This window comes from Pseudoxanthomonas composti, assembly GCF_004122095.1.
In the GTDB taxonomy this organism is placed as follows: domain Bacteria; phylum Pseudomonadota; class Gammaproteobacteria; order Xanthomonadales; family Xanthomonadaceae; genus Pseudoxanthomonas_A; species Pseudoxanthomonas_A composti.
Genome location: NZ_SAWZ01000013.1, coordinates 73964 through 86954 on the forward strand (window position 1 = coordinate 73964; position 12991 = coordinate 86954).

At 70.4% G+C, this 12991-nt stretch carries 10 protein-coding genes and 1 pseudogene; 6 read left to right on the forward strand and 5 right to left on the reverse strand.

The window, feature by feature from the left end; all coding sequences use genetic code 11:
* The first annotated feature begins 79 nt into the window (after window positions 1-79).
* Together EPA99_RS17615 and EPA99_RS17620 are read left to right on the forward strand one after the other, a co-directional pair.
* On the forward strand, window positions 80-733 hold the full coding sequence (locus tag EPA99_RS17615) for a YoaK family protein (protein WP_129472565.1): 654 nt from the start codon (window positions 80-82) through the stop codon (window positions 731-733).
* A gap of 302 nt (window positions 734-1035) precedes the next feature.
* On the forward strand, window positions 1036-1278 hold the full coding sequence (locus EPA99_RS17620) for a hypothetical protein (RefSeq protein WP_129472566.1): 243 nt from the start codon (window positions 1036-1038) through the stop codon (window positions 1276-1278).
* Between the two features lie 229 nt (window positions 1279-1507).
* Here the strand turns inward: EPA99_RS17620 and EPA99_RS17625 are convergent, their stop codons facing one another.
* The 3 genes from EPA99_RS17625 to ispG form a co-directional block, all read right to left on the reverse strand.
* Window positions 1508-1822: a hypothetical protein gene (locus EPA99_RS17625; protein ID WP_129472567.1), complete on the reverse strand. Its 315-nt coding sequence runs from the start codon at window positions 1820-1822 to the stop codon at window positions 1508-1510.
* A 158-nt stretch (window positions 1823-1980) separates the two neighbouring features.
* Window positions 1981-2679: a phosphatase PAP2 family protein gene (locus EPA99_RS17630; protein ID WP_425479240.1), complete on the reverse strand. Its 699-nt coding sequence runs from the start codon at window positions 2677-2679 to the stop codon at window positions 1981-1983.
* Window positions 2669-3937, reverse strand: coding sequence for a flavodoxin-dependent (E)-4-hydroxy-3-methylbut-2-enyl-diphosphate synthase (gene ispG / locus EPA99_RS17635; protein WP_129472580.1), 1269 nt, complete (start codon window positions 3935-3937; stop codon window positions 2669-2671). The genes EPA99_RS17630 and ispG overlap by 11 nt, the downstream gene beginning before the upstream one ends.
* Window positions 3938-4167: 230 nt before the next feature.
* Here ispG and xseA point away from each other — a divergent pair, with 230 nt between their 5' ends.
* The gene (gene xseA / locus EPA99_RS17640; RefSeq protein ID WP_129472568.1) at window positions 4168-5499 is read left to right on the forward strand and encodes an exodeoxyribonuclease VII large subunit; all 1332 of its coding nucleotides are present in this window, start codon (window positions 4168-4170) and stop codon (window positions 5497-5499) included.
* Here the strand turns inward: xseA and EPA99_RS17645 are convergent.
* Complete coding sequence (locus tag EPA99_RS17645; RefSeq protein ID WP_129472569.1) at window positions 5480-6718, reverse strand: AcvB/VirJ family lysyl-phosphatidylglycerol hydrolase; 1239 nt, start codon at window positions 6716-6718, stop codon at window positions 5480-5482. The two genes, xseA and EPA99_RS17645, sit on opposite strands and share 20 nt — an antisense overlap.
* A gap of 134 nt (window positions 6719-6852) precedes the next feature.
* Here EPA99_RS17645 and EPA99_RS17650 point away from each other — a divergent pair, with 134 nt between their 5' ends.
* Window positions 6853-8625, forward strand: a complete 1773-nt coding sequence (locus EPA99_RS17650) for a vWA domain-containing protein (RefSeq protein ID WP_129472570.1) — start codon at window positions 6853-6855, stop codon at window positions 8623-8625.
* Window positions 8626-8629: 4 nt separating this feature from the next.
* Here EPA99_RS17650 and EPA99_RS17655 read toward each other — a convergent pair whose 3' ends face one another.
* Window positions 8630-11527, reverse strand: coding sequence for an EAL domain-containing protein (locus EPA99_RS17655; RefSeq protein ID WP_129472571.1), 2898 nt, complete (start codon window positions 11525-11527; stop codon window positions 8630-8632).
* 229 nt (window positions 11528-11756) lie between these two features.
* Here EPA99_RS17655 and EPA99_RS17660 point away from each other — a divergent pair, with 229 nt between their 5' ends.
* Window positions 11757-12311, forward strand: a complete 555-nt coding sequence (locus EPA99_RS17660) for an RNA polymerase sigma factor (protein ID WP_277751654.1) — start codon at window positions 11757-11759, stop codon at window positions 12309-12311.
* Window positions 12308-12991: pseudogene (locus tag EPA99_RS17665) on the forward strand (hypothetical protein); the annotation flags it as partial. The gene EPA99_RS17660 and the pseudogene EPA99_RS17665, both read left to right, overlap by 4 nt.

The following is a 12991-nucleotide window of genomic DNA, read 5'->3' on the forward strand; positions in this document are numbered from 1 at the left end:
TCGCAGCGTCGCACTTGTCCAACGCAAGGGGCTGCAGAGACCCAGAGCGCCTCTGCCTGGCCTGGGAGCACACGCTGGTATGGGCCTGGAAGTACCTCGCAGCGTCTGGGTGGGCACGGGGCTGCTGTCCCTTTCCGCAGGCATGGTCAATGTGACCGGCTACCTGGGCTTTGCCCATCAGGCCTTGAGCCACATGACCGGTACCGTCTCGCTCGGTGCCGTGGCGGTGTATCAGCGGGGATGGACCGCCGGCGCGCAACTGCTGGCGGTCGTGCTGTGCTTCGTGTTGGGCGCCTTCCTTGCCGGGGTCCTGCTGCGCGACCGGGCGCTGTCGCCTCGCTATGTGCAGGCCCTGCTGCTCGAGGCATGCCTGCTGGCTTGTTCGGCCCTGTTGTTCGAGGAAAGATCCACCCTGGCCGCCTGCCTGGCCGCGGCCGCCTGTGGTCTGCAGAACGCCATGACCTCGTTCTACAGCGCCTCGGCGATCCGCACCACGCACCTGACCGGCTTCTTCTCGGACCTGGGCCTGATCGCCGGGCTGGCCATCACCGGGCAGCCGTTGCCGCGCAAGCGCGTGGCGATGTGGCTGCTGGTCATCCTTGGCTTTTCGCTGGGCGGGCTTGTGGGAGCCGCCGGCTTTCATGTCATCGGCTTCGCCGCACTGCTCCTCCCGGCCCTGCTGGTGCTGGGCTGCGCGATCGGTCTGGGCATGCAGCTGCGCGGGATCCGGTGATGCGGGCGATGCGCGTTGGCGAGGAGTGAGTGGGGAGGAGTGAGGAGTGAGCAAAAGCATGGGGAGTGAGGTGTGGGCAAGGCCGACGCCTGGCGACCTGCCTTTACTCACTTCTCACTCCTCTCCGCTCACTCCTTGACTCCGCTCACCCCTTGACTCCACTCACTCCTCACTCCTCTCCACTCACTCCTCAACCTCAGGCCGTCGCCGCCGCAATATTCGCCGCGATAGCGAATTCCATTGGAAACGGCTACCGTGAGGCGATTGCCGCGATGGACTGCAGCGTCTTACTGGGGTAGCGCATGCAGATCCACACCGTGGCGATCTACGTTGATCGGGGCGACGGGCGCGAAGTCGTCTACGTCGGGGACGCGATCGAGATCGGGGGCGAAGCGTGGCTGGTCCTGACCTGGGATTGCGACGAAAAGAACTACCCCGTCGAGAAGCTGCCGCTGGACGTCACCCTGCTGGTACGCGAGCCACCGCCTGATGCGAACGTCATCGCCGACTGGCACGTGCTGGTCAGGACTTCGCGACTTCAATAGATATCGAACCTTCGAAGCTCATATCGCGTTGGCATGAGCGCCCTCCCGCCATCGAGGAGGGCACATTGCATCGGTGTCCTTCTGCATTCGCGCCTGCTCCTGGCGCCGCGCGCGGCAGGCCGTGGCCTTGGTGTGAGCACAGCGCGGCGAGCGCGCCTGCCGTGCCGTCCATCGCCATCCTGTCGTTCTGCCGCCCGCATGAGCCGACGCCAGGACGAACGCCGCCTGCCTACGGTGCGATGCACGGGTCACGCGAGCACCTCAGGCAGCGGCGCGTATCTCCAGGCTGGCCTCCCTGCCGCGCGCCGAGCATGTTGCCGCATCCCTCGCACACCGCGCCGCGCCCGCTCAGCCAGCGCCACAGCCGCCAGGTCTGCACGCCCAGGCACAGTGCAGCCAGCAGCAGGCTGCCGAGGAAGATCATCTGCGGAACAACGACGGGCACTGCCCACAGGTCCAGCGACAGCGGCACGCCTTCCGCCACGGCCGCCGTCCAGGCCAGCGCCAATCCGAGCGGCAGGGGCAGCAAGCACGGCAGCAACATCCTTAGCTGCATCCTGACAAATGGGGTCATGGGCCCTCCAAGGCCCGTATCGTGCCCCGTTGTCGTCGCAGCCCCTGAGACGGATCGAACCCGCGCAGACCCATCGGCCCGATGAAGCCCCGCCTCCAAGCAAGGCGCGGCAAACGCGGTGACGCAGCTCAGGCCGGACCGGCCAGCGAGGTCTTCCAGGGACGCCGCGGCCCGTTGAACACCGCGGCATAGGTGCCCACCACCCAGGCCAGGCCTGCAGTCCAGCCGCCCAGGATGTCCGAGGGATAATGCACGCCCAGGTAGATGCGCGAGGCGCCCACGCCCAGCGCGAAGGCGCCGCAGACCAGCAGCGCCGGCCAGCGCCAGCGCGTGCGCCAGCACAGCAGGGTCAGCACCGCCATCAGCGTTATCGAGCCCATGGCGTGGCCACTGGGAAAGCTGAAGGTGTGCTCCGGGGCGATGGAATCCCACAGGCTCGGCCGCTCGCGGCCAAAGAACTGCTTGGCGCCCATGTTGAGCAGCGCCGAACCGGCAAAGGCCAGCCCCGCGAAGGTCGCCTCGCGCCAGCGCCGCAGCGCCAGCAGCACCACCACGAACAACACGTCGAAAACGATCACTCCCTGGTAGCCAGCCCAGGAAATCCACACGAAGAACCGGTCCAGCCCGGGTCCGGACAGCGCCCTGGCGCGCAACAGCAGCGGTTCGTCGAAGACGAACTGCTCGGCCTCGCGCACCTCGTCGGACAACTCGGCAAACCCCCACAGCGGGATCAGGATGGCCGCGAACAGCAGCCCCATGCGCCAGCCGATGCGGCGCAGCACATCGCCGACGATGGCCACGCCCGGGCGGAAGGCCTTAGCCGGCACTGCGCGCGTAATGCGTGTCGACGTACTGGTCGATCAGGGCGACGAACTCGTGGGCGATGTTCTCCCCGCGCAGGGTGACCGCCTTCTCGCCATCGATGAAGACCGGCGCGGACGGCGCCTCGCCCGTGCCCGGCAGGGAGATGCCGATATTGGCGTGGCGCGATTCGCCTGGCCCGTTGACCACGCAGCCCATCACCGCCAGGGTCATGTGCTCGGCGCCGGGGCGGGTGATCTTCCATTCGGGCATCTTGCCGCGCACGTGCTCCTGCACGACCTTGGCCAGCTCCTGGAAGAACTCGGAGGTGGTGCGGCCGCAGCCCGGGCAGGCGGTGACCATGGGCGTGAACGCGCGCAGGCCGGTGGTCTGCAGCAGCTCCTGGGCGACGATGACTTCCTGGGTGCGCGAGGTCCCAGGCTCGGGCGTGAGCGAGATGCGGATGGTGTCGCCGATGCCCTCCTGCAGCAGCACCGCCAGCGCAGCGGAGGAGGCCACGATGCCCTTGCTGCCGATGCCGGCCTCGGTCAGGCCCAGGTGCAGCGCGAACTGGCTGCGGCGGGCCAGGTCGCGATACACCGCGATCAGCTCCTGTACCCCGGAAACCTTGGCCGACAGGACGATACGGTCGGCCGGCAGCCCGATCTCCACGGCGCGGTGCGCCGAATCCAGCGCTGAGCGGATCAACGCCTCGCGCAGCACCGCGGTGGCGTCCCACGGCTGGGCGCGCTGGGCGTTCTCATCCATCAGGGCCGCAGCCAGCGATTGGTCCAGCGAACCCCAGTTGGCGCCGATGCGCACCGGCTTGCCATAGCGGATGGCGAACTCGATCAGCTGCGCGAACTGGGTGTCCTTCTTCTTGCCGAAGCCGACATTGCCCGGGTTGATGCGGTACTTGGCCAGCGCCTCGGCACAGGCCGGTTCGCCGGCCAGGAGTTGGTGACCGTTGTAGTGGAAGTCGCCGATCAGCGGCACCTCGATGCCCATCATCGCCAGCTTGTCGACGATGCGCGGGATGGCCGCGGCGGACTCGGGGTTGTTGACCGTCAGCCGCACCATCTCCGAGCCGGCGCGCCACAGCTCGGCCACTTGCTTGACGCTGCTGGCGACATCGGCGGTGTCGGTATTGGTCATGGACTGCACCACCACCGGCGCACCTCCCCCCAGGGTCACCTTGCCGACCTGCACGCCATGCGTCTGGCGCCGTGGTTGGCCGCCAGCGGCGATGGGCAGGGGTTCGGAGGTGGGCAACGGCGTGGGCATGGCGTTCATGGCCGCCATTTTAGACCGTCCTAGGTGACGCCCGCCCGCACAGGGTCAATCGGCCCATCCCAGCCATGCACGAGTCAGCCTGCCGCCCTCGCTGCAGCCGGCGATAGCCCCGCTGTGAAAGCGGCCTCAGGGGGAGAGACCTTGTGGGTGTGGCAATAGGTGGCCTCGGCTCCAGGTGGCCTGCGGCCATCAGCAGAGGGCATCGCTACACTGGTGGCCTGATGAACGACCTGCCCGCCCGCGAGATCTTCACCCCGTCCCAGCTGAACACCCTGGCCCGGGACCTGCTGGAAGGCAGCTTCCCGATGATCTGGGTCGAGGCCGAGCTGGGCAATGTGACCAAGCCCGCCTCCGGACACCTGTATTTCACCCTGAAGGACGCGCGCGCCCAGGTGCGCTGCGCCATGTTCAAGCCCAAGAGCACCTGGCTGAAATTCATTCCGCGCGAGGGCCTGCGGGTGCTGGCGCGCGGCCGGGTCACCCTGTATGAGGCCCGGGGCGAGTACCAGATGGTGCTGGACCACATGGAGGAAGCCGGCGAAGGCGCACTGCGGCGGGCCTTCGAGGCGCTGCGCGCGCGCCTGGCCGAGGAAGGCCTGTTCGACGAGGCCCGCAAGCGTGCCCTGCCCGCCTTTCCGCGCCGCCTGGCCGTCATCACCTCGCCCAGCGGCGCGGTGATCCGCGACATCCTCAGCGTCCTGGGGCGGCGCTTCCCGCTGGTTGAGGTCGAGCTGCTGCCGACCCAGGTGCAGGGCGGCAGCGCCGCCGCGCAGATCGCCGCGTTGCTGCGCCGGGCCGGCAACAGCGGGCGCTACGACGCCATCGTGATCGCCCGCGGCGGTGGCTCGCTGGAGGACCTGTGGCCGTTCAACGACGAGGCCCTGGTGCGCGCCGTGGCCGCTAGCCCGGTGCCGGTGGTCTCGGCGGTGGGCCACGAGACCGACTTCACCCTGGCCGACTTCGCCGCCGATGTGCGCGCGCCGACGCCCTCGGTGGCCGCCGAGCTGCTGGTGCCCAGCCGCCAAGACCTGCTTGGCCAGCTGCGTGCCCAGCAGCGCCGGCTGGACCACCACGCCCAGCGCCAGTTCCAGCAGCGTGCCCAACGGCTGGACCGCGCCCTGCTGCGGCTCAACGCGCAGCGCCCGCAGGCACGGCTGGAACAGCTGACACGGCGCCAGGCAGAAGCCCGCCGCCGCCTGGACGCGGCCTGGCAGGCCCGATTGCAGCGCGCGCAAAGCCGCTTGCGCCACGCCGCCGCAGTGCTGCGCGCGCATGACCCGCAGCGTCGGCTGGCCGGCCTGCGCGAGCGCCTGCTGGCCCTGCAGCCGCGCCCGCAGGCGGCCATGGTGCGCGCCCTGCAGCGCGACGCGCTGCGCCTGCGCGCCCTGGCGCGTTCGCTGGAAGCGGTCAGTCCCCTGGCCACGGTCTCCCGCGGCTACGCCCTGATCACCAATGCCAACGGCGCGGTGGTGCGCTCGACCGCGCAAGTGAGCAGCGGTGACCTTGTGCAGGCGCGCGTGGCCGACGGCACGCTCAGCCTGAAGGTGCAGTAGCCCCGTTACGCGCGAAGTTGGCTTCCAGGCGCGCCGCCATCGCGGCCAGGTCGCCATCGAAATGGTGCCCGCCCGCGGTGCGCACGGCGCGTATGCCCGATGCGGCAAGCTCGGGGCACAGGCTGTCCTTCTCCTCCGCACCGTAGACGCAGAGCACTCGCTGCGACGGAATCTGCGCCAGTTGCGGCGCCACCGCCGGCGCGTTGTGTTGCGACTTGCCCAGCCAGCCACCGACGGTGACGCGGAAATCGGCATGGTGGCCCAGCCCCAGCAGGCTGAGCGAGCCCACCGCCTGGCGCTGCGCCGGCGGCAGGCGGTTGTAGAGGAAGGGCATGGCGTCGGCCCCGAAGGAGTAGCCGACCAGATCGACCTCATCCGCGTGCCAGCGATGGCGGTACTCCTCGATCACCGCCGCCAGGTCCGCGCTGGCGCCCTCGGGCGAGCGCTGGGTCCAGAAGTAGCGCAGGCTGTCCCAGCCCAGCACCGAGTTGCCGTCCGCGCGCAGGCGCGCGGCCAGGCCACTGTCCAGCGAGCGCCAGCCGCCGTCCCCGGACATGAGGATCACCAGCCGATGGCTGGTGGGCGCTCGTAACTCCACCAGGGGGAGCGCGCGGAAGCGCGGGACCGGCGCTGGCAGGTGCCGGGTGACCTCGGTGGCGATGGCCTGCGGCGACTGGCCAGACAGTTGCGCCCAGCCCATGCCGCCATCGGCGCCACAGGAGGATGTCGGCGCCAGCGACTGCGCGGGCGCGGCACCCACCAACAATACTGCGCCGAGCGCATGGGGCTGTGCGCCAGCCGCGGTCAAGCGGGCCAGGCGCGTGCCCGACGTGCCCATGCCCACGACCACCGGCGCCAGGTAATCCTCAACGCCGGCCCGTCGCATCAACCGCCGCGCCACGCGTTCGACCGCGTCCGGCAGCTGGTCGCAACGCGTTGCCGCCGCCAGCGAGGCCGATGCCGGGACCAGGCCCACCAGCAACCCCTGCCGGGTCATGGCCTGCGCCAGGCGGTACTCCTCGGCATCGCGCCGGGTGTGATCGCCCATCAGCACCACCACGCCCCGCACCGGGCCGCTGGGCGCCAGCACCATGGCGTTGCCGAAGGGCTTGCCGACCCGCGAAGCGTTGTAGTGGGTGGCCATGCCGTACCCGCTGGCCAGCAGCAGGGACAGGCCAAGCAGCAGCCGTCCCCCATGACGTCTGATTCGATTCGGCATGACCGTTCCCCGTGGCTTGACGCAGCTGCGACCCTGGCCCGCGCAAAAAGTTCCAGCGTCCCTCGGGCCTGGTTTCAACCCCGTTTCCGCAGGCGGCACGTTCAACGCCGTGTCCACCACCGGAAGACCCGCCCATGCCTTCGCACCACGCCTGCTTCCATGCGTTTGCCCGTCCGCGTCTGCCGCTCGCTTGCGCGCTGGGCGCCCTGCTGCTGGCCGGTTGCCAGTCCACCCCGACCAGCCCGGTCGCCGCAGGCGACGCAGCGGCGGCCCAGCGCGCCGCGAAGTCCGAACCCGAAGCCGCGGCCCTGTTAGCCGAAGCCCGACCGACCGACAGCTTGGCCTACGCGCCGCCACCGCCACCGCCACCGGCCGCACCCGCCGCCATGTCCACGCCGGCGCTGCGGGCCATGGTGATGCCGGCGCCGATGCCTGAGTCTGCGCAACCAGCCAATACCGAGCGTTACGAACACCGCAGCGACAACCCGGTCCATCGCACCGTCGACCAACCGGTGTCGACCTTCTCCATCGACGTGGACACTGGCAGTTACAGCAACGTGCGGCGCATGCTGCGCCAGGGTGTGCGGCCGCCGGCCGATGCGGTGCGCGCCGAGGAATTCCTCAATTACTTCGACTACCAGCACCCGGCGCCTGTCGATCGCGATACCCCGTTCCGGGTCAGCACCGAACTGGCACCGGCCCCCTGGGACGCCCAGCGGCAGCTGCTCTTGGTCGGCATCAAGGGGTACGACGTGCCCAAGGCGACGCTGCCGCCGACCAACCTGGTGTTCCTGCTGGACACCTCCGGCTCGATGGCCTCGCCGGACAAGCTGCCACTGCTGAAGCAGGCCTTCGCGCAGCTGGTGCCCCAGCTGCGCGCGCAGGACCGGGTCTCGATCGTGGTCTATGCAGGCTCGGCCGGGCTGGTCCTGCCGGCCACGCCGGGCGATCGGCACGCGCAGATCCTGGCGGCGCTGGATCGCCTGGAAGCCGGCGGCAGCACCAACGGCGGCGAAGGCATCGCTCTGGCCTACCGGCAGGCGCGGCAGTCCTTCATCGCCGGCGGGGTCAACCGCGTCATCCTGGCCACCGATGGCGACTTCAATGTCGGCACCACCGACCAGCAGGCCCTGGAGACGCTGGTCAGCGACCAGCGCCAGCACGGCATCGCCCTGAGCACGCTGGGCTTCGGCCAGGGCAACTACAACGACGCCATGGCCGAGCAGCTGGCCGACATCGGCGATGGCCATCATGCCTACATCGACACCTTGCAGGAGGCGCGCAAGGTCCTGGTGGAGCAGATGCAGGCCACGCTGCTGACCATCGCCCGCGACGTCAAGATCCAGGTCGAGTTCAACCCGGCCGCGGTCGCCGAGTACCGCCTGATCGGCTATGAAAACCGCGTGCTGCGCGAGGAGGATTTCGCCAACGACCGGGTCGATGCCGGCGATATCGGCGCCGGCCACCAGGTCACCGCGCTGTACGAGATCACCCCAGTGGGCGCGGCCTCCAGGCAGCTGCCGGCGCGCCGCTATGCCGTCACCGGGCGCATGCCACCCACTGGCAAGGCCGATGAGCTGGCGCACCTGCGCCTGCGCTACAAGCAGCCCGGGCAGCAACGCAGCAGGCTGATCCAAACGCCGATCCTGACGTCCTCGCTCAAGCCGCAGGCCAGTGGGCAGCTGCAGTTCGCCGCGTCGGTGGCGGCCTACGCCGACCTGCTGCGCGGCGGCACCCACCTGGGCAGCTGGCATTGGAACGAGGCCATCGACAGCGCCCGCGCCCACCTCGGCAGCGACCCCTACGGCCTGCGGCAGGAGATGGTCGAACTGATGCAGCAAGCCCGCCAGCTGACCCAGGCCGAGCCCGAACGCGGCGAGCCCGTGGCGGGCCTGGGCCAGCCCTGAGGGCTCAGTTCACCAGCTGCGGCGCAGGGCGCCCGAACAGATAGCCCTGCCCGCGTCGGCAGCCCAGCCCCAGCAGCGCGCGCCGCTGGTGCTCGGTCTCCACGCCTTCGGCGATGGTCTCGATGCCCAGCGTGTTGGCCAGCGCCAGGATCGCGCGCACCAGGGCGAAACTCTCCGGCTGGTCGCTATCCAGCCCGGAGACGAAACTGCGGTCGATCTTGAGCACCGACAGCGGAAAGCGGTGCAGGTAGGACAAGGCCGAGAAACCGGTGCCGAAATCGTCCAGCTGCGCCAGCACGCCGTGCTCGCGCAGCGTGCGCAGGCTGCGCAGCGTGCGCGGCGCATCGTCCAGCAGCGCCACCTCGGTGATCTCCAGGCGCAGCTGCGCCGGGTCGGCGCCATGGGTGCGGCACAAGTCCAGCAGGCGCTCGGCGAAGTCCGCCGAGCTGAAGTGCCGGGGCGAGACATTGACCGACAGGTAGCCCTTGGGCTGCTGCGCCAGGCGTCGCACCACCTGCGCGTACATCAGCCAGTCCACCTGTTCGATCAGGCCGCTGTCCTCGCCCAGGGCGATAAAGGCATCCGGGGCCAGCAGGCCGCGGCGCTCGTGCTGCCAGCGCAGCAGCGCCTCGTGGCCGATCACCCGGCCATCGGTCATGTCCACGATCGGCTGGTAATGCGGGACGAACTCATCGTGGATGATCGCCCGGCGCAGGTCGGCTTCCAGCTCCAGGCTGTGCAGGGCGGTCTCGCGCATGACCTGGTCGAACACCGCGCTGCGGTCGCGGCCCTGGGCCTTGGCGCGGTACATGGCCGCATCGGCATCGCGCAGCAGCTCATCGCCGCTGCTGTAGCGCCGATGCCAATGTGCGATGCCGATGCTGGCCGCCGGGAACAGTTCGCGCCCGGCCACCTGCATCGGCCGGCCCAACTGCACCAGCAGCTGCTCGGCGAGCACGCTGGCGCGCTCGGTCGCCGCGCCGCACCAGGCGATGATGGCGAACTCGTCGCCCCCCAGCCGTGCCACGACATCGTTCGGGTCCGCCGTGGCGATGATGCGGCGCGCGACTTCCATCAGCATCTCATCGCCGGCGGCGTGGCCGATGCTGTCGTTGACCACCTTGAAGCGATCCAGGTCCAGGAACAGCACCGCGAAGGCCGCCTCCGGCCGCAGGCGCGCGGCTTCCACCGCCGCGGTCAGCTTGTCGGCCAGGTGCGCGCGATTGGGCAGGCCGGTGAGCGCGTCGTGGGTGGCCTGGTGCAGCAGGCGCTGCTCGGCGCGCATGCGTTCGCTGATCTGTTGCAGCAGGGCGTTGTTGGCCTCGGCCAGCTCGTAAGTGCGCGCCCGCACGCGCGCCTCCAGCTCGCTGTGCGCCTCGCGCAACCGCGCCTGGCCGCGCTGGCGCGCCACGCCGTTGGCCAGGTGGTGGGCGACGAAGACCAGCAGGTCCAGGTCGTCCGGGGTGAAGCTCTCTTCGGGCGAGTAGCTCTGCACGACCACCGCGCCGAAAGCGTCCTCGCCGTTCAACAGCGGCGCGCCCAGCCAGCTGTGCGCCGGCGCGCTGCCGCCCTGCTGGATCTCCCCGCGCGCCACCAGCGCCTTGACCTCGTCCCAGGACGCCAGCATCGGCCTGGCATCGCGGATCACGTACTCGGTCACCCCGCGGCCCAGCGGCCGGGATACGCGCATGCTGTCGCGCTCGTCCACCGAGTACACGAAATGCAGGGTGGTCCCGTCTTCGGAGACCAGCGCGATATAGAAGTTGCGCGCGTTCATCAGCCCGCCGACCACGCCGTGGACCTCGCGATAGAAGTCCTCCTGCGTCGGGCAGGTCACCGAGCGTTCGGTGATGCGATACAGCGCCTTCTGCAGCGTCTCGGCGCGCACCCGCTCCACCACCTCGGACTGCAGCTCGGCATTGGCCCGTTGCAGCTCGGCCGTGCGCTGGGCGATGCGCTGCTCCAGCGCGTCGTGCGCCTGGCGACGCTCCAGCGCGACCAGGATGTGCTGGGCCACGTAGCTCAGCAGCGCGCGGTCCTCGTCGGTGTAGGTGACCGGGGTGTCGTAGCTCTGCACGACGATGGCGCCCACCACCCGGTCCTCGCGCCGCATCGGCACACCCAGCCAGTCCAGGCTGTCCGGCCCGTGCAGGGCTTCGGCCTCGATCCGCAACTGCTGGCGCAGGACTTCCGAGGGACCGCGCAGCGGCTGCCCGTGCCGCAGCAGTGCGAAGGTCATGCTGTTGGGCATGTCCTCCTCGGCGAAGGCCCGTTCCGGGTCGGCGACGTAGTCGTCCTGCTGGTCGGCGAAGTACAGGAAGCGCATCGTCCGGCTACGGTCGTCGTACACCACGATATAGCAGTTCTCGGCATACATCAGCGTGGCGATCACCCGATGCAGGCGCCGCAGCATCTCCTGCATCTCCAGATCGGCACCGGCCAGGTCGGCGATCTCGTAGAGCGCCTGCTGCAGCTGCTTGGATTTTTCCAGCGAGGCGATACGCGCACGGGCGCGGTCATGCTCCAGCGCCAACTCGAACAGCTTAGCGGCCATGGCCAGCACGCGCTCGCCCAGCGCAGACGGCAGTAAGGCATCGCGTGGCGGCAGCAAGGCCAGTGCCATGCAGGCCTCGCCTCGGGCGTCGCACCACAGATGCAGCATCGACCCATCCGCCGCGGCGGCCGGCAGCTGGCGGCTGGCCAACAGGTCATCGGCCAGCTGCGCAAGCCCGGCGCTCGCCTCCTGGCTGGCGTGGGCATGGCGCCCCAGCACGGGGTCCTGCCAGGCAACGGCCAGCGCGGTTCCCGCAGGCAGCACCTGCTCCAGCGCCGACAGCAGTCGCTGGCCAGGGGATACGCACAATGCCTGTTGCGTCTGATCGAGCGCCAAGTGCCTGCCCATCCCTGCCCGCTGTCCTGCTGGTTCTGCCATTGCGGGAGAATACTCTCGGTGCGAACCGGATCCTCAATGCGCCCGGCAACCCCCGATGCCCCGGCCGCACGTTCATGACCGCATGCTCCCCTGCAGCTCACTTACGTCCTGGTCCCTGCCGACCGGCCATCACGCCGGCACGACCGCTGTGCCGGCCGGCCGCTATGCGTCGCGCAGGCGAACGCTTACCCTGCCGCCGGTGAACGATGCCACCGCCCCCGCAGACGAGACGCTGATGCTGGCCTATGCCGGCGGCGACGTGCGCGCGTTCGAAATGCTCTATGCCCGCCATCGCACACGCCTGTATCGCTACCTGCTGCGGCAGGTGCGCAACGGCGCGGTCGCCGACGAACTGTTCCAGGACGTGTGGCAGCGGGTGATCGCCGCGCGCCAGAGCTGGAAGCCCGAGGCCAGCTTCGGCACCTGGCTGCTGCGCATCGCCCACAACCGGCTGGCCGACCACTGGCGCGCCCTGCAGCACCGCCCCGCGGCGCCCGCCGATGCCGACGCACGCGCCGAGCGCGTGCCCGACCCGCACACCCCCGAGCAGCAGGCCAGCGACGCCCAGCGCCAGCAGGCCTTGCGCCAGGCGCTGGACGAGCTGCCACAAGACCAGCGCGAGGTCCTGACCCTGCGCCTGGAGCAGGATCTGACCCTGGAGGAAATCGGTGAAATCACAGGCGTGGGGCGCGAGACGGTGAAGTCGCGCTTGCGGTATGCCATGGACAAGCTGCGTGCGAGGCTGGCCACATGAACCGGCGACCGGAAGACGCGCTGAGCGCGGAAGAGCGCGTCCTGGCCGAGCTGCTGGCCCGGGACGCGGCGGCCGGACAGGCGCAGCCCTCCACCGCGCTGGATGCGGCCATCCTCGGCGCGGCGCGCGAGGCAGTGGACGCGCAGCCTGCAACGAAGGCGGCAATACCGGCTGCCAGCGACGCCGCTGCGCCGCCCGCCATGCACACGCCCGCCGCCCCGCCGGTCACCCGCGCAGATGCGCATCACCGTGGCCGCAGGCGGAGGCGCTGGTCGCTGGGCGTCGGCACCGCCGCCGCGGTGCTGCTGGCCACCACCCTGGCCTGGCAGCTGCGTCCTGGGCCAGAGATGACGTTGGTGCGCGAGGCGCCGCCGCCTGCCGTGAACCCACCGGCGCCGCTGCAGGCGCTCGCCACCGCAGAGGACGCCGCCGCACGGCCCGATGCCGCACCGCCGACCGAGCCCGCGGCTGGCGCGGAGGCCCCGCCCGTGCCGCCGCCCAGGATGCTGGCGCCCCCCAGGCCGGGCGAGGCGCAGGCGCGCCGGGCACCTGCGCCTGCGTTCGCGCCGCCGGCCGTGGTGCCAGCGCCGGTGCCGGCCCCGCAAGCACCCGAGCCGCGTCCCACGGACATCGCCTCCCCGCCCGCGCCGGCGGCCGCGCGCGCCAGCGCGGCCGAGGAG

Coding starts and splice junctions, on each gene's coding strand:
- EPA99_RS17615 (WP_129472565.1), top strand. CDS start 80: ATGGGCCTGGAAGTACCTCGCAGCGTCTGGGTGGGCACGGGGCTGCTG.
- EPA99_RS17620 (WP_129472566.1), top strand. CDS start 1,036: ATGCAGATCCACACCGTGGCGATCTACGTTGATCGGGGCGACGGGCGC.
- EPA99_RS17625 (WP_129472567.1), bottom strand. CDS start 1,822: ATGTTGCTGCCGTGCTTGCTGCCCCTGCCGCTCGGATTGGCGCTGGCC.
- ispG (WP_129472580.1), bottom strand. CDS start 3,937: ATGCCCACGCCGTTGCCCACCTCCGAACCCCTGCCCATCGCCGCTGGC.
- xseA (WP_129472568.1), top strand. CDS start 4,168: ATGAACGACCTGCCCGCCCGCGAGATCTTCACCCCGTCCCAGCTGAAC.
- EPA99_RS17645 (WP_129472569.1), bottom strand. CDS start 6,718: ATGCCGAATCGAATCAGACGTCATGGGGGACGGCTGCTGCTTGGCCTG.
- EPA99_RS17650 (WP_129472570.1), top strand. CDS start 6,853: ATGCCTTCGCACCACGCCTGCTTCCATGCGTTTGCCCGTCCGCGTCTG.
- EPA99_RS17655 (WP_129472571.1), bottom strand. CDS start 11,527: ATGGGCAGGCACTTGGCGCTCGATCAGACGCAACAGGCATTGTGCGTA.